The organism is Propionivibrio dicarboxylicus (assembly GCF_900099695.1).
In the GTDB taxonomy this organism is placed as follows: Bacteria; Pseudomonadota; Gammaproteobacteria; order Burkholderiales; family Rhodocyclaceae; genus Propionivibrio; species Propionivibrio dicarboxylicus.
The window spans coordinates 45,418-61,257 of the sequence record NZ_FNCY01000001.1 but is presented as its reverse complement, the minus strand read 5'-3'; the positions used below and the strand labels follow the sequence as shown (position 1 = coordinate 61,257).

Below are 15,840 nucleotides of genomic sequence, written 5' to 3'. Positions count from 1 at the left end.
CGGCCGGATGGCGGCGTGCCTCAGTGTTCGCCGAAGTCCAGCCATTTCAGCACGCTGCCGTAAAGTTCGTCGGGCGAGAAGGGCTTGACGATGCAGTCGTTCATGCCGACGTCAAAGCATTCCTGCTGTTCCTCGCTCAGCGCGCTGGCGGTCAGCGCCACGATCGGCAGCCGTTCGTACCCCGGTTCGGCGCGCAGGCGCGGCGCCGCTTCGAGTCCGCCCATGACCGGCATCTGCACGTCCATCAGGATCAGGGCATAGGTCTGGCGGCGGGCCGCCTCGATCGCCTGTTGGCCGTCTTCGGCCGTGTCGACGACGAGGCCGCAGACTTCGAGCAGGAACTTGGTGATCTCGAGGTTGACCGGGATGTCGTCGACAACGAGCACGCGGCGACCGGTGTGGCGCTGCTTGATCCCTTGCTCGGCGTTGACCTTGTCGGCCGCGTTGACTGGCGACAGGGGCGCGGCGCTGCCTTTTTTCAGGCGGGCGCTGAACCAGAAGGTGCTGCCGACACCGACCGTGCTCTCGACGCCGGCTTCGCCGCCCATCATTTCGGCGAGGCGACGCGTGATCGCCAGGCCGAGGCCGGTGCCGCCGTAACAGCGGGTGGTGCTCTTGTCGGCCTGCTCGAACGCACCGAACAGGCGCGGCAGGACGTCGGCATCGATGCCGATGCCGGTGTCGACGACTTCGAAGCGGACCATGACGCTGTCGTCATCTTCGCTCTGGTAGCTGATGCGGATGGTCACCGAGCCGTGCTCGGTAAATTTGATGGCGTTGGTGGCGTAGTTGAGCAGGGCCTGGCGCAGGCGCGTCGGGTCGCCGGCGAGCCGCGGCGGAAACTTGCCGGTATCGAAGACGAGGTCGAGGTTCTTGCGTCGGGCGCGTTCGGCGAGCAGCGCCCGGACGTCGCCGACGATGCTGTCGATGTTGATCGGGATTTCCTCGAGCGCGAGTTTGCCGGCTTCGATCTTCGAGAGGTCGAGGATGTCGTTGATGAGTCCGAGCAGATGGTTGGCCGCCGTGTCGACCTTGTTGATCCGGTCGGCCTGGGTGGCGCTGAGACCTTCGCGCCGTAACACCGAGACCATGCCGAGGATGGCATTCATCGGCGTGCGGATTTCATGGCTCATGTTGGCGAGGAAGAGGCTTTTCTCGAGGTTGGCAGCCTCCGCCTGGATCTTCGCCTCGGTCAGCTGGTGGGTGCGTTCCTCGACGAGACGTTCGAGGTGGTGACGGTATTGTGTGAGTTCCTGCTCGGTGCGCCGTCGTTCGGTAATGTCGCGTGCCGACCCGACGGTGCCGATGCACTTGCCGTGGCTGTCGATGAACGGCGCCTTGTAGACCTCAAGGTGCGCCGGTCGGCCATGCAGGACGCCGCTTTCCTCGTAGATCGAGAGACGGCCCCGCGCGATCGTGTCCGCATCGCTCTTGCCGCAGATATCGCCGAATTCGAACCAGTCCTGGCGATCCGGGTTCGCGGCGCGTTGTCGTTCGGCGAAGTAGGCGGTGGTCTTGCCGACCGGGTCTTCGTCGTCTTGGGCGCCGAGTCGCAAGCGGGTATTGGCGTCGTTCGAGAAGATGTAGCGTCCCTCGAGATCCTTGGCCCAGATCATGTCCGGCACGATGTCGCACATGCGACGGAGCAGCGTGGCGAGATCGGTGGCGGCCTGTTCGCTGCGCTGCAGTTCGTGCTCCATCGCCTTGCGCGCGCTGATGTCGCGGATGCGGGAAATCGTCTGTGCCTCGCCGCTGGCGCTGGTGAAGATCGTCGATTCGTAATCGGCGATGAAGGTGCTGCCATCCTTGCGCGTGAAACGCGCTTCGCCGGCGAATTTGCCGTCGCGCTGCCGCTGGGCCAGTATTTCGCCGGCCTGAGGATCGGCGGCGTCGAAAATCGGTTGGCGGCCGAGCGCGCGGAATTCCGTCAGGCTGTAGCCGAACAATTCGCAGGCGGCCGGATTGGCAAACAGGATCGTGCCGTCGGGGGTGCCGAAGAAGATGGCGTCGCCTGCGAGTTCGAAGGTCAGCCGGAAATGCTCCTCGCTTTCGCGCAATTCGCGTTTGCGTCGGGCCAAGGTTTCGAGCAACTGGTTGAAGCCGATGACCATCTGCCCGATCTCGTCCCGCCGGCCTACCGGCAGCAGTTGCGGCGGTTGATCGCCGTGTGCCATGGCGGCCAGGGCCGAGGCGGTTCGGGCCATCGGCGAGAGTTGCCGCCGCAGCCCCCACCAGATCACGAATCCGGCCAGCAAGGTCAGCAGCGCGGTGGCGATCAGCATGCGCTGCTCGGTCTGTCGGATCGGGGCGAACGCCTCGGCCACCGGCAGGCTGACCGCAACGCCCCAGTCGATGCCGGGAATCCGTTTGTACGAGGTCATTTCCTTCTGGCCGTCGGCGTGTTCCAGCAGGACGGTCCCGTCGCGCCCGCCGTGCGGGCTGCCGAGGACGCGCTTGACGGTCGGCGCGTCGAGCTTCTCGAGGATGCGATTGTGGTCGGACGCGGTGACGACCAGTCCTTCCTTCTCGGCGATGAGCAGATAGCCGCCGCTGTCGCCATAGCGGCCGGTCGCCAGCCGGTCGAGGAAATTCGGGCGGTTGAGGTTGCTGATGCCCGACACCGCGCCGACCACAGCGCCGTGCGCGTCGCGAATCGGTGCGGCGATGACGACCAGCGGTGCGTGCGCCGTTTTGCCTCGGACGGGCCTGCCGACGGTGGTCACGCCGTTATTCAGCGCACCGGCGAGGTAGTCGCGATCGAGATAGTTGACGCCGATCCGTTCGAGTCGGTGGGGCTGGGTGGCGATGGCGGTGCCGTCGCGGCCGTACACGATGAGCCCGTCGTTGAACAGCCGACCGGTGGTCGCATGGCGCAGCAGGATTGCCGGCAAGGTCTCGGGCTGGGTCAGCGCCGCCGGCGCGATATCGGTGGCGAGTTGTTCCAGGCTGATGCGCCGTACCTCCATCTGTTCCTGAATGTCGGCGGCCATGTAGCTGGCGGTGGAATATTGCTGCTGCCCGAGCAGCCGTTCCATGTCGCCTTGCAGGACCCCGGTCGCGTGCCAGGAGAGGAGGCCCATTCCGGTCAGGAAGATGACCAGCGCAGTGGCGGTGGCCCGGGTTTTCAAAGAGAACTCTTTCCGGATGAAAGGCATGGGCGCTCAGTTGTTTTTGTTTTTACTGAAATTTACAAATAAACAAGATGTTGTCCTATTCTAACACGTTGGCGGCAGAGCGCTGGCCGGGGCCTGGTGCGGGTTCCGCGGCTAATGACAAAGTACTTGAGCGGATGCCGGCCGTTTTTTACACCTTTTTTATATGCCAGGCGGGACAATGCATTCCATGGACTTTCGAGGAGCGCTGTCATGGGCACGGTGCAGCACGGGGATCGCGATATTCAGGGGTGGCAGGGGATTGCCCTGGCCGTGGCCGCCTGCGCGGCGGTGACGCTGCTTTGTCTGCCGCTGGCCAATCTGCTCGCGCCGGCCAACATCGTCATGCTCTTCCTGCTGACGGTGCTGCTGGTGGCCGTCCGTCTCGGCTTGTCGGCGGCATTGGTCGCGGCCTTTCTCAGCGTCGCCCTGTTCGATTTCTTCTTCGTGCCGCCGCGCTTTTCCTTCGAGGTCAGCGACGGTCAGTATCTCGTCACCTTTGCCGTGATGCTGGTGGTGGCCGTCGTCACCAGCACGCTGGCGGCAAATCTGCGTCGCAATGCGCTGGCCTCGGCGCTCGAGGCACGTCGGGCGCGGGCGCTCTACGAAATGGCACGCGAACTGTCCGGCGCGCTGACGATGGCGCAGGTTGCCGAGATTACGCGCGTCTTCCTGCGCAACGTCATGAACGCCGAGGGCGATGTGCTGCTTCACGACACGCAGGCCGGCTTCCGCTCCTGTGCCGAGAACGCGCCGCCCAGTCTGCGCATCGAACCGGCGCTGGCGCTGATCGCCTTCGAGCGCGGCGAACCGGTACGCTGCAATCCGCTCGCCGGCTCGGGGAGCGCGGCGCTGTATTTGCCGCTGAAGGCGCCGATGCGCATGCGCGGTGTCATCGCCGTGGCGCCGCTCGAGAATTCGGCGGCCGAGCTGACCGACATGCAGGCGCAGCAGGAACGGTTGGGGACCATGGCTTCGCTGGTGGCGATCGCCATCGAGCGGGTGCACTATGTCGAGGTCGCCCAGCGCTCGCAGGTCGATATCGTCTCCGAGCGCCTGCGCAGTTCGATCCTGTCGGCCCTGTCGCACGATCTGCGCACGCCCCTGACGGCGCTCGTCGGTCTGGCCGATTCGCTGGTCGAGTACCGTCCGCCCCTGGCGATGCCTGCGCGCGAGACGGCGATGGCGATTCGCGATCAGTCCGAATATCTCGCCGGACTCGTCACCAACCTGCTCGACATGGCCCGCCTGCATGCCGGCAAGGTGACCTTGCGCAAGGAGTGGCAGCCGATCGACGAGGTCATCGGCTCAAGCATCAAGCTGCTCGGCCGCGCGCTCGCCGGTCATGCCGTTCGCGTGCGGCGGGGCGGCGATCTCCCGCTCGTCGAATTCGATGCGGTGTTGATCGAGCGGGTGCTTTGCAATCTCCTCGAAAATGCTGCCAAGTATTCACCGCCCGACCAGGACATCGGCATCGAGGTGGCGCTGCAGGACGATTGTCTGGCGGTGTCGGTCGTCGATCGCGGTCCCGGTTTTCCCGGCGAGGCCGGCGATTCGATTTTCGAGATGTTCGTGCGCGGCGAGCACGAGTCGACACGCGCCGGCGTCGGGCTCGGCCTGGCGATCTGCCGTGCCATCGTCGAGGCGCATGGCGGCAGCATCCGGGCGATGAACCGGCCTGAAGGCGGCGGCTGCGTCTCTTTCTCGTTGCCGCTGGGAACGCCGCCAGCACTCGATGAGGAACCCACCGGTCTGGAGGAGGCGTCATGACGACGGGGCGGCTGACGGTACTGGTGGTCGAGGACGAAAAGCTGATCCGCCGTTTCCTGCGCTCGGCGCTCGAGGAGGAAGGCTGCACCGTGTGCGAAGCCGACGGTGTCGGACGCGGATTGACCGAGGCCGGTGCCTGCAAGCCGGCACTGGTGGTGCTCGACCTGGGACTGCCCGATGGCGACGGCGTCGATTTCATCCACAATTTTCGCGCCTGGTCGGAAGCGCCGATCCTGGTGCTGTCGGCGCGTTCGAACGAACAGGACAAGGTGCGGGCGCTCGATGCCGGCGCCGACGACTATCTCACCAAGCCATTTGGCGTCGGCGAATTGCGCGCCCGGGCGCGGGCATTGTTGCGCCGGCATGGGCGGCATGGCGACGCGGTCGATCCGGTCGTCGAATTCGGCAGCGTCCGGGTCGATCTGTCGCAGCGCAGCGTGCTGCGAAACGGCGAACCGGTCCATCTCACGCCGATCGAATATCGCCTGTTGCGCGTGTTGCTCGCCAACAGTGGCAAGGTGATGACGCAGCGTCACCTGCTGCGCGAAGTCTGGGGCGGCGACCGGGTCGAACACAGCCCCTACCTGCGCGTTTATGTCGGACACCTGCGCCAGAAGCTTGAAGAGGATCCGACACAACCGACCTATCTGCTCACCGAAACCGGTGTCGGTTATCGCTTCCAGCCGCCGGTGGCGGCTCTGGAGAGTTCGTAGTCAATTCGCATTTCTCGGGAACATTCAATGAACCAGCCCGCTTCGTCCGGCAAGACGAGATTCGCTTCGCTCGCACTGGCCGCGCTCGGCGTCGTCTATGGCGACATCGGCACCAGTCCCCTGTACGCGCTCAAGGAGGTGTTCGGCAACGCGCACCATCCGGTGCCAATCAGTCCGGATAATGTTCTTGGCATTCTCTCGCTGGTGACCTGGGCGTTGATGATCGTCATCACCGGCAAGTATGTTTCATTTGTCATGCGTGCCGACAATCGCGGCGAAGGCGGCATCATGGCCTTGATGGCGCTGGCCCTGCGCGACATGCCGGCGGGGAAAGGACGCAATATCCTGGTGATGCTCGGCCTGTTCGGCGCCGCGTTGTTCTACGGTGACGGCGTCATCACGCCGGCGGTGTCGGTGCTGTCGGCGGTCGAGGGGCTGGAGATCGTGACGCCGGCGTTCAAGCCGTATGTCATCCCGATCGCGCTGGTCGTCCTGGTTTTCCTCTTCCTCCTGCAACGCCACGGCACGGCCAGCGTCGGCAAGCTCTTCGGTCCGGTGATGATGCTCTGGTTCGCGGTCCTCTGCGCGCTGGGATTCGCTTCGATCGCCAACGAGCCGGGCGTGCTGCGGGCGCTCAATCCGGCCTGGGGTGGCGCCTTCCTCGCGGCGCATCCGGGGATCGGCTTCTTTTCGCTTGGCGCCGTCGTCCTCGTACTGACCGGCGGCGAGGCGCTCTATGCCGACATGGGGCATTTCGGTCGCGTGCCGATCCAGGTCGTCTGGTGCGGGCTGGTGTTGCCGGCACTGCTCGTCAATTACTACGGCCAGGGCGCGCTGCTGCTTGCCGATCCGTCCGCGATCGAAAATCCCTTCTACCTGCTGGCGCCAGGCTGGGCGACGCTGCCGCTGGTCCTCTTGTCGACGGCGGCGACGATCATCGCCTCGCAGGCGGTGATTTCCGGCGCGTTCTCGATGACCTTGCAAGCCATGCAACTTGGGTATTCGCCGCGCTTCGAGGTGCGTCACACGTCGGAGCGCGAGATCGGTCAAATCTACCTGCCGGCGATCAACTGGCTGCTGCTTGCTGCCGTCATCGCGCTGGTCATCGGCTTCGGGTCGTCGAGCAATCTGGCCGCGGCCTACGGTATCGCCGTGACCGGCACCATGCTGATCACCAACCTGCTGGCCTTCGTCGTCGCGCGCCGCCAGTGGGGTTGGTCGCGGGCGTTGGCGCTCTCGTGCATCGTTCCCTTCGTTCTCATCGACGTTGCCTTCTTCTCGGCCAATTCGACCAAGATCTTCGATGGCGGCTGGTTCCCGCTGGCCTTCGGCGCGCTGGTGTTCACCGTGTTGACGACCTGGAAGCGCGGGCGCGAAGTCCTGCACGAGAAGCTCGGGCAGGAGTCCATCGCGCTGGCCCCCTTCATCGACAGTCTTGCGCTCGGCGGCGCCACGCGCGTGCCGGGCACGGCCGTCTTCCTGACCGGGCGTCCCGAAGGTGTGCCGCGTTCGCTGCTGCATAGCCTGAAGCATTACAAGGTGCTGCACGAGCGCATGGTGCTGGTGACGATCCGCATCTTCGATGTGCCGCATGTGCCCGAGATCGACCGGGTCGAAGTCAAGCCGCTCGGACAGGACTTCTGGCTGGTGACGGTCCAGTACGGCTTCAAGGACGAGCCCGACCTGCCCGAGGCGCTGACCCACTGCGCCGAGGTGGGGCTGGACTTCGACATGATGGACACCTCGTTCTTCCTCGGACGCGAGACGCTGATCCCGCGCTTCGGCAAGGAAATGGCGTACTGGCGCGTGCTGCTCTTCGCCGCCATGTTCCGCAATGCGACAAGCATCACGGCATTCTTCCGCGTGCCGTCGAACCGCGTCGTCGAACTGGGGTCGCAGGTGGTGCTCTAGCGTCGTGCGGTCGCCGGCGTAGAATGGGCACCCCGGCGATTTTCCCGCCGGGACTTGCCGACGCCGATGATCGTTTATTTTCCGCCGCTGCATGCGCGCCACGCGCCGCCTTGCGAGATTTTTCGCGGCGAGCGCGTTCCCTGTTTCGAGACGCCGGAACGCGCCGCTATCGTTCATGAGGCGCTGCGCCAGCGGGGCCACGCGCTGCGTGAGCCGGATCGCGACAGTTCGCCGTTTCTGGCGCGCGTGCACACACCGCCATACCTCGCCTTCCTCGAAACCGCCTGGGCGCGCTGGCTGGCGCTCGACGCCGACAATGCCGGGCGGCAGCCGTTTCCGTCGGTGTGGCCGGTACGCAGCTTGCGCAGCGACGTCGAACCCGGGAATTTCATTGCCCAGCTCGGCCTGTATTCTTTCGACAACGGCACACCGATCAGCGCCGGTACCTGGCTTGCCGCCAAGCAGGCGGCCGACGCGGCGGTCAGCGCGGTGGCTTGTCTCGGCGCCGGCGAGGTCGGTGTGTTCAGCGCCGGGCGTCCGCCGGGACACCACGCCGGGCGAGACTTCATGGGCGGCTACTGTTTTCTCAACCATGCGGCAGTCGCCGCCGAAGCCCTGCGCGAGGCCGGCTGCCGGCGCGTCGCCATCCTCGACGTCGATTATCACCACGGCAACGGCACGCAGAGTCTGTTCTACGACCGAGCCGACGTGCTTTTTGTCTCCATCCACGGCGATCCGCGCAGCGAGTATCCGTTCTATCTCGGCCATGCCGACGAGACCGGCAGCGGCGCCGGCGCCGGTTTCAATCTCAATTTGCCGCTGCCGGCCGGAAGTTCCGTCGCCGACTGGTTTTCGGCGCTGGATGTGGCGCTGGCGCGCATCGCCGGGTTCCGGCCGGAGGCGCTCGTCGTCTCGCTCGGACTCGATACCTACGCTGGCGATCCGATCTCGCGCTTTGCGCTGCAGGCCGCCGATTTTCGGCAGCTGGGCCGCTGCCTGCGGCGCCAGAATTTACCGACCGCTTTCATTCTTGAAGGCGGTTACGCCGTCGCCGCGCTTGGCGTCAATGCCGCCGGTGTGCTCGACGGCTTCGAAGAATCTTGCCCCGGAGGCCCCGCATGAGCCTGGTTGAACGTGTCGCTGCCCGCATCGAAACCCGCTTTGCCGGAGAAGGATCCGGGCACGACTGGCACCACATCCGCCGTGTCTGGCAGCTGGCGCAGGGGCTGGCGCGCGAAGAGGGGGCCGACGTCGAGGTCGCCGAACTCGGTGCGCTCGTCCACGACATTGCCGACTGGAAATTTCATGGCGGCGACGAGTCGGTCGGCCCGCGCGAAGCCGAGCGCCTGTTGCGCGAGGAGGGGGCGCCCGAAGCGCTGATTGCGCCGGTCGTCGACATTGTCGCGACGATCTCTTTCAAGGGGGCCGGGGTGGCGACGCCGATGCGTTCGCTCGAAGGCGCCTGCGTTCAGGATGCCGATCGGCTCGACGCGCTCGGCGCCATCGGCATCGCCCGCTGCTTCGCCTACGGTGGCCATGCTGGCCGGCCGCTCTACGATCCGGCGATGCCGCCGGTGCTGCACGCGACGGCGCAGGCATATAAAACGGCGAAGGGCACCAGCCTCAACCACTTCCACGAAAAGCTGTTCCTGCTCAAGGATCGGATGAATACCGCCAGCGGTCGACGCCTGGCGGCTGCCCGGCATGCCTACATGGCCGATTTCGTCGCGCGCTTTCTGCGCGAATGGGCGGGTGAACTCGGGGCCGACGAACGCGGCGACTGAGCAAAAAAAATCCCGTGCCGGTGTGGCACGGGACATAAATCTCATCATTGCGATGAGTCAGGGAGGGTCAAACATTGTCAGCAGGGGATGCTGAAGCAATGGAAACGAGTCTACCGAGCCTCGTTGCTTGCGTCTGTGTGGGAATTATTCTCGTTTCGTAACGCTATGTAATCGCCTGGCGTATGCTGACGCGTTAGCAGCGGCGGGCGCTTCGAGGCGTATTGCGAATGCCGGTCAGCTGTGTTCGCGGGTCGGCGATGGCGTGTTCAGACAGCGCTGGCACGCGGTGCGTGTGGCCGCTGCATCCGGGCAGGTGCAGGAAGGCGCGCGCCGGTGTATCCTGCTCGGCGCATCGTAGTTTTCCCGGCCTGGCGGTCGGGTGTCGGGGCGTTCCAGGGGAGGTTATGGATAGCGGATACAAGGTGTTTGTCGTCGATGATGCCAGTGTCAATCGACGCATTCTCGAGTCGGCGCTCGAGAAAATTTACGACGTCGAGTCTTTCGCGTCGGGCAGCGCTTGTCTGGACCGGATGCGGCAAAAGCTGCCGGATTTGTTGCTCCTTGACGTCGATATGCCGGAAATGGACGGCTTTACGCTGTGCCGCCACATCAAGGCCAACGCGACGACGCAGCATGTGCCCGTCATTTTCGTTTCGGCGCTCGACGATCTGGAATCGCGTCTGGCCGGCTACGATGCCGGTGGGGCCGATTTCATCGCCAAGCCCTTCAGCTTCCCCGAGGTCAAGAAGAAGATCGAAATCGTGCAGCGGGTCAGCGAGGAAAAATCCCGCTTGCGCGGCCAGCTCGACGAATCCGAGATGCTCACCTCGCTGGTGATGTCTAACCTCGATGAATATGCCGTGCTCGTCAAGTTCCTGCGGGCGCTCAATGTGTGCGAACAACTCGACGCGGTGGCCGCCGCGGTCCTCGATCTGTTAAGCAGCTTCGGGTTGAAGGGCGCTGTGCAGTTCCGGTTGGCCGGCGAGGAAATGACCGTCGATCATCAGGGGCAGGTGACGCCGCTCGAAGCGTCGATCATCGCCCATGTGCGCACGCTCGGCAGCATCGCCACGTTCAAGAACCGCGCAGCGTTCAATTTCGAGCATGCGACGGTACTGGTCAGCAATATGCCGATCGAGGATCCGGACTTGTGCGGCCGTCTGCGCGACCACCTGGCGATTGCCGTCGAGACGCTGGAGGCGCGCTTGCAGGCGCTGCAGATGCGTTCGGAGCGCGATGCGGCCAAGGCGGATATCGGCGAGGTCTTGCAGGGACTGGCGCGGGTCATGCACGATTCGGGCGAAAAATATCGGCTGGCGCATGAGCTCGGGGCGACGACCATCTACCAGTTGCAGGACGAATTGCGCGGCGTCTTTGCGAGTCTTGGCATGAGCGAGGCGCAGGAGGATGCCATTCAGGCGATCATCGAGACGAAAACCGATCGTCTGGTCGAGCTCTACGATTTCGGCGGGGAGATCGAGAAGACCCTGGCGGCTTTGCGCGGGCGTTTGAACCATGCCCTCGGGAAAGGGCATTGAGGTTCGCGTGTTGGCCCTCTTCCTGAAATGTCTGCTCGGCGCCGCCGCTGTGCTGGTGATCGCGCTCCTGTCGAAGTCGAAGAGTTTTTTTGTCGCCGGTCTGGTGCCCTTGTTCCCGACCTTCGCCCTGATTGCCCACTACATCGTCGGCGTCGAGCGTTCGGCGGCCGACCTGCGCACGACGGCGCTGTTCGGGCTGTGGTCGCTGATTCCTTACGCGGTGTATCTTGTCGTCGTCTATTGGCTCAGCGTGCGCCTGGCGCTGGTCAGCACGCTGGCCTGGGCGACAGCCGCCTGGATGGCCTGCGCCGCTGTCGTGCTGATCGCCTGGACGCGGCTGCATCCGGCCGGCGCGTGACCGGGTCCGACGCGCCGGCACCGTCGGCGGAATATGCTCCTATAATGATGCCGATGCGATGACGCGCTGTTCATCGCCCTGTCCACTCTGAAAGGGAACTGCCGTGAAACTCTTGCGTTATGGCCCGCCGGGCCAGGAAAAGCCGGGGCTGCTCGATGCTGCCGGGACGATTCGCGATCTCTCCGGGCTGCTTGACGATCTGACGCCGCGGGTGCTGGCGCCGGCGGCGCTCGACGTGCTGCGCGCCATCGATCCCGAGCGCCTGCCCAAGGTCGCCGGGAATCCGCGCTTGGGCGTGCCCTGGAGCGGTATCGGCAAGTACGTCGCGATCGGCCTCAATTACAGCGATCACGCCGCCGAGTCGGGCATGCCCCTGCCGGTCGAGCCGACGATGTTTACCAAGTGGCTGAGCTGCCTGTGCGGCCCGAACGATGACACGATCATGCCAGCCGAAGCGACCAAGCTCGACTGGGAAGTCGAACTCGGTATCGTCATTGGACGTCGGGCGCGCCAGGTGTCGCGCGAGACGGCGCTCGATTATGTGGCCGGTTACGTGCTCGCCAACGACATCTCCGAACGCGGTTTCCAGATCGATCGCAGCGGCGGCCAGTGGAGCAAGGGCAAGGGTTTCGATACCTTCGGCCCGGTCGGCCCGTGGCTGGTGACGCGCGACGAGATTGCCGACCCGCAATGTCTCGACATGTGGCTCAATGTCAATGGCGTGCGGCGGCAGACCGGCAATACCGCGAAGATGATTTTCAAGTGCGATGAACTGGTCGCCTACTGCAGCCGCGTGATGACGCTGGAACCCGGCGATCTCATCATCACCGGTACGCCGCCGGGCGTCGGCCTGGGCTGCAAGCCGCCGCAATTCCTCAAGGTCGGCGACGTCGTCGAACTCGGCGTGGCCGGGCTCGGGCAGCAGCGGCAGGTGGTGGTGGCCGGCTAAGAGCCTGTTTCGGTAGGGATCGTGGGCCGCGCCGACGGCCCTTCGGGTTGCCGATAGGGGCGGTGTCTGCGGCGTTGCTCCGCTTGCGCATGGAACAACCATGCGCTGCGCCTCGCGCCTTGCATCCATCCGCCCCTATCGACAACGCGGCCCGCGAGCCCTGCCGAAATAGGCTCTAAGGCCGGTGCCGGGCCGGGCGCGGCCGGAGGTTTTTCCGGCCTCAGTCTTGTGCGCCCGGCGGTTCCGGTGTTGTTGGCGGTGGCGCCGGCGGAACGCTCTTGGCGGATGCCTCCTGCGTGTCTTCGGCGATGATGCGGTCGATGACTTCCTGCAGCGGATCGGCCTCCTCGGTCGGTTCGCTGGTCGATGGCTTCGGCGGGGAGGTCTTGCGCGGCGGCGGTGGCGGCGGCCCGAACCAGGTCGGCGCGAGCTTTTCAGCCCACTGCGATACCTGGATGACGAGACGCTGCCAGAGGCTGCGATCGTCCGGCGCGGTAAAGCGCTGGCGCTCGTCGATCAGCCGGGTGCGCAGCGCGCTGCTGAAGACTTCGCCGACGATCGGCAGAGCGCTGTGCGCGCCTTGGCCCCAGTAGTCGCTGCGCAGCGTAATGCGCGGATCGTTGAAGCCGACCCAGGCGCCGGCGACGAGTTGCGGGTGCATCAGGATGAACCAGCCGTCGGCGTTGTCCTGCGTCGTGCCGGTCTTGCCGGCGACGTCGGCGCGGATGCCGAAGCGATTGCGGATGGCGATGCCGGTGCCACGATCGATGACGCCGCGTAGCGCGTCGAGCAGCGCGTAGTCGGTCGTCTCGTCGAGCGCGCGTTCCGGCGCGGCCGGCGCGAATTCCTCGAGCATGCGTCCGTTGCGGTCCTCGATGCGCGTGATCAGATAGGGGGCGCGATAGCGACCGCCGCCGGCGATCGCGGCGTAGGCCGCGACCATTTCCTTGAGCGACACCGGACTCGTGCCGAGCGCCAACGACGGGACGGCTTCGAGCGGGCTCTGGCGCACGCCGAGCGCACGGGCGAGGCGGATGACCTTGGCCGGGCCGACTTGCTGCATGAGTTGGGCGGTGATCGTGTTCTTCGATTGCGCGAGTCCGTCGCGCAGCGTCATCGGCTGTTCGCTCGGCGGCTTGCCATCGCTTGGGCGCCAGATTTCGTGCCGGCCGACCGGGATCTCGACGGCGCGGTCGACGAGCGTGCTGTCGGGTGGGATGCCCTGGCGGAAGGCTTCGCCGTAGACGAAAGGCTTGAAGGTCGACCCGGGTTGGCGCCGCGCTTGCTGGACGTGGTCGAAGGCATCCTTTTCGAAGTCGCGGCCGCCGACCCAGGCGCGCACGGCGCCGGTGTTGGGGTCGAGCGCGAGGAAGCCGGATTCGATCAGCGTTTTCTGCTGCCGCAGGTTGAGCAGGAAGGCGGGATTGGCCGCCAGTTTCCGGATCGCCTGTTCGTGCGTCGCGCCGGCGGCGCGGGCGGCCCGGTACTCGGCCGTTTCGCGGATGAAAGCCTGCACGGTCGGATGCTTCGCCTGCCAGGCCGAGCGCGGCCAGGCGCCGTCGGCGATTGCCTGCAGCGTCAGGCCCTGGCGCGCGACGGCCTGATTGGCGAAGGCCTGCAGGCGCGAATCGAGCGTCGTGCGGATGACGAGGCCGTCGTTGTACAGGTTGTAGTCGTTGCGGTCAGCCCAGGCGATCAGCCATTTGCGCAGGATCTGGGTCATGTGCGGCGCCGCGCCGGACTTCTCGAACTGGCGCTCGAAGTCGAGGTTGAGCGGCACCTTTTTCAGGATCTCGTAGCGCGCCGGCTTGAGTTTTTCGCGGCGGACCATCTGGGCCAGCACGGTGTTGCGGCGTTGCAGCGAACGCTCGGGGTTGAGCACCGGGTTGTAGTAGCTGTTGCCCTTGAGCATGCCGACCAGCGTTGCGCTCTGTACCAGGTCGAGACGTTTGGCGGAGGTGTCGAAGTAGGTGCGTGCCGCCATCTCTATGCCAAAGGCGTTGTAGAGGAAGGGCACCGTGTTGAGATAGGTTTCGAGAATGTCGTCCTTGTCATGGACGGCTTCGATCTTGAGCGCGGTGATCGCTTCCTTGAGCTTGCGCGTCAGCGTCGCTGCGCGGCCGATGTCGTCGGGATAAAGGTTGCGCGCCAGTTGCTGCGTCAGCGTCGAGCCGCCCTGGCGATCGCCGCCGAGCGTGCGGACGAGGGCGGCGCCGGTGCGAAAGAAATCGAGTCCGTGGTGCTCGTAGAAGCGGTGGTCCTCGGTGGCGAGCAGGGCATCGATGACGTGCGGCGAGATGTCGGCGAGCCGGACCCATTGGCGGTTGGCCAGCCGCAGTTCGGCAAGCTTCTTGCCATCGGCCGACAGGATCTGGGCCGGGTGCTCGCTCGTCGCATTGCGGATGTCGCGGATGCTCGGCGTGAACGGAATCAGGACGATGGCATAGAGCAGCAGCGCTAGCGGACCGGCGGCGAGGGTCAGGGCGATGCCGCGTCGCGTCGGGTGGCGCAGCCGCGCGTACGCGCTCAGCAGGATCGGCGTCGCCAGGGCGCGCAAGCGTTGCCATGCCGGACGAATCGCGTCGGCCCAGGCCGTTGGAAAAATCATGGTTCGATACGAGGGGACTCGAAAAGGATGTGCAATGCTATCAGGGTAGGCTGGAAGCCACTGTTTTGATTGTGTAATTGAAGCGGGTCAGCGGGTTGGTGTGCGTCGGCTGCAAGGCGCAGCGCATGGGTGTTCCATGCGCAAGCGGAGCAATGCCGCAGACACCGACCGTATCGGCAACCCGGAGGGCCGCCGGCGCGGCCCACGATCCCCGCCGAAATAGGCGCCTATTTGCCGCCGATGCTGCCGACGGCGTTCGTCGCGGTATTGTCCTGGCCGACGGCCGTGGCGCTCATGTCCTTGGCCGCGGCGTTGATCGTCGTGTTGCCCTGGATCGACGTGCCGCCACTGCCGCTGCCGCCGATGCGCCCCCCCCCGCCGGGTTGGGCGCTGCCGCCGCCGAAGTTCAGGTATTTGGGCGCCGACTGGCGATTGGCGATGTAGGCGCGCTGGCCTTCACCGACGGAGAAGGCGCCGGCGCGGTTGGTCAGCGAGATCTCGCCGTGGTCGACCTGGACGTGCAGGCCGTTGTCGAGCCGCGCGCTGTACTCGGTGCCGCGGATGCCGATGGTCGCGGCTTGCGTCGTCACCCGGTAGGTGCCGCGGTTGATCTTGCCGAGCAGGCCGGTGACGGTGCGGAAGCCGCCTTTGACGAGGCTGAAGAAGCCCTTGTCGTCGTCGCTGCGTCCGCCGGTGAAGGCGTACTGGTCGATGCGGAATTCGGAATCGGCACTGAGCTGGACGACCGACTCGTCGCTGAAGCGGACGGTGATCCGCCCCTGGGTGCCGGTGACCAGCTGGTCGCCCGCTTCGACCGTCATGCCGGGCCGTGCGCTGCGGCTCGCGCCGGCGGTAACGATGCTGGCCGGCGCGTTGCTGGTGACGATCCGGCCGGCACTGTCGGCGAATGCCGCTGTCGCCGTCAGCAGCAGGACGAGCAGGAATGCCTTGAGAATGTGCGGGATGCCAGCGGGACGGCAGGCGTTGCGACGGGTCGGCATGGTCGTGGGCACGGAAATCGTCATGCACTCAGGATAGCCCAGGAAGCACCGGGCGC

Annotated in this window: 11 protein-coding genes; 8 read left to right on the top strand and 3 right to left on the bottom strand. The window is 65.5% G+C overall.

The window, feature by feature from the left end:
- Positions 1 to 20 precede the first annotated feature (20 nt).
- Positions 21 to 3,128 carry an ATP-binding protein gene (locus tag BLR25_RS00285; RefSeq protein ID WP_176785684.1) on the bottom strand — a complete coding sequence of 1,036 codons (3,108 nt, stop codon included), beginning with the start codon at positions 3,126 to 3,128 and terminating at the stop codon, positions 21 to 23.
- A 237-nt stretch (positions 3,129 to 3,365) separates the two neighbouring features.
- Between BLR25_RS00285 and BLR25_RS00280 the strand changes: the two genes are divergently transcribed.
- The 8 genes from BLR25_RS00280 to BLR25_RS00245 all read left to right on the top strand — a co-directional run bounded on the left by BLR25_RS00280 (position 3,366) and on the right by BLR25_RS00245 (position 12,175).
- Positions 3,366 to 4,922, top strand: coding sequence for a DUF4118 domain-containing protein (locus tag BLR25_RS00280; RefSeq protein ID WP_176785683.1), 1,557 nt, complete (start codon positions 3,366 to 3,368; stop codon positions 4,920 to 4,922).
- Positions 4,919 to 5,635 (top strand): two-component system response regulator KdpE, encoded by a 717-nt coding sequence (gene kdpE / locus BLR25_RS00275; RefSeq protein WP_091931600.1) that lies wholly within the window; start codon positions 4,919 to 4,921, stop codon positions 5,633 to 5,635. The genes BLR25_RS00280 and kdpE overlap by 4 nt, the downstream gene beginning before the upstream one ends.
- 27 nt (positions 5,636 to 5,662) lie before the next feature.
- Entirely contained in the window at positions 5,663 to 7,546 is a 1,884-nt protein-coding gene (locus BLR25_RS00270) for a potassium transporter Kup (RefSeq protein WP_091931597.1), read from the top strand.
- Positions 7,547 to 7,612: 66 nt separating this feature from the next.
- A complete protein-coding gene (locus BLR25_RS00265) occupies positions 7,613 to 8,668 on the top strand; it encodes a histone deacetylase family protein (protein ID WP_091931592.1) in 1,056 nt (351 codons plus the stop codon).
- Positions 8,665 to 9,330 (top strand): HD domain-containing protein, encoded by a 666-nt coding sequence (locus tag BLR25_RS00260; RefSeq protein WP_091931589.1) that lies wholly within the window; start codon positions 8,665 to 8,667, stop codon positions 9,328 to 9,330. The genes BLR25_RS00265 and BLR25_RS00260 overlap by 4 nt, the downstream gene beginning before the upstream one ends.
- Positions 9,331 to 9,734: 404 nt before the next feature.
- Positions 9,735 to 10,868 (top strand): response regulator, encoded by a 1,134-nt coding sequence (locus BLR25_RS00255; protein WP_176785682.1) that lies wholly within the window; start codon positions 9,735 to 9,737, stop codon positions 10,866 to 10,868.
- Positions 10,846 to 11,226, top strand: coding sequence for a GlpM family protein (locus BLR25_RS00250; RefSeq protein WP_218122581.1), 381 nt, complete (start codon positions 10,846 to 10,848; stop codon positions 11,224 to 11,226). The genes BLR25_RS00255 and BLR25_RS00250 overlap by 23 nt, the downstream gene beginning before the upstream one ends.
- 103 nt (positions 11,227 to 11,329) lie before the next feature.
- Entirely contained in the window at positions 11,330 to 12,175 is an 846-nt protein-coding gene (locus BLR25_RS00245) for a fumarylacetoacetate hydrolase family protein (RefSeq protein ID WP_091931581.1), read from the top strand.
- A 220-nt stretch (positions 12,176 to 12,395) separates the two neighbouring features.
- Here BLR25_RS00245 and BLR25_RS00240 read toward each other — a convergent pair whose 3' ends face one another.
- Positions 12,396 to 14,783, bottom strand: a complete 2,388-nt coding sequence (locus BLR25_RS00240) for a penicillin-binding protein 1A (protein WP_091931577.1) — start codon at positions 14,781 to 14,783, stop codon at positions 12,396 to 12,398.
- 227 nt (positions 14,784 to 15,010) lie between these two features.
- Positions 15,011 to 15,796: a FecR family protein gene (locus BLR25_RS00235; RefSeq protein WP_176785681.1), complete on the bottom strand. Its 786-nt coding sequence runs from the start codon at positions 15,794 to 15,796 to the stop codon at positions 15,011 to 15,013.
- Positions 15,797 to 15,840: the final 44 nt, after the last annotated feature.

Excerpts from the sequence above, each read along its gene's own strand:
- BLR25_RS00265 (WP_091931592.1), top strand. The coding sequence starts at position 7,613 with ATGATCGTTTATTTTCCGCCGCTGCATGCGCGCCACGCGCCGCCTTGC.
- BLR25_RS00250 (WP_218122581.1), top strand. The coding sequence starts at position 10,846 with ATGCCCTCGGGAAAGGGCATTGAGGTTCGCGTGTTGGCCCTCTTCCTG.
- BLR25_RS00240 (WP_091931577.1), bottom strand. The coding sequence starts at position 14,783 with ATGATTTTTCCAACGGCCTGGGCCGACGCGATTCGTCCGGCATGGCAA.
- BLR25_RS00260 (WP_091931589.1), top strand. The coding sequence starts at position 8,665 with ATGAGCCTGGTTGAACGTGTCGCTGCCCGCATCGAAACCCGCTTTGCC.
- BLR25_RS00270 (WP_091931597.1), top strand. The coding sequence starts at position 5,663 with ATGAACCAGCCCGCTTCGTCCGGCAAGACGAGATTCGCTTCGCTCGCA.
- kdpE (WP_091931600.1), top strand. The coding sequence starts at position 4,919 with ATGACGACGGGGCGGCTGACGGTACTGGTGGTCGAGGACGAAAAGCTG.
- BLR25_RS00255 (WP_176785682.1), top strand. The coding sequence starts at position 9,735 with ATGGATAGCGGATACAAGGTGTTTGTCGTCGATGATGCCAGTGTCAAT.
- BLR25_RS00280 (WP_176785683.1), top strand. The coding sequence starts at position 3,366 with ATGGGCACGGTGCAGCACGGGGATCGCGATATTCAGGGGTGGCAGGGG.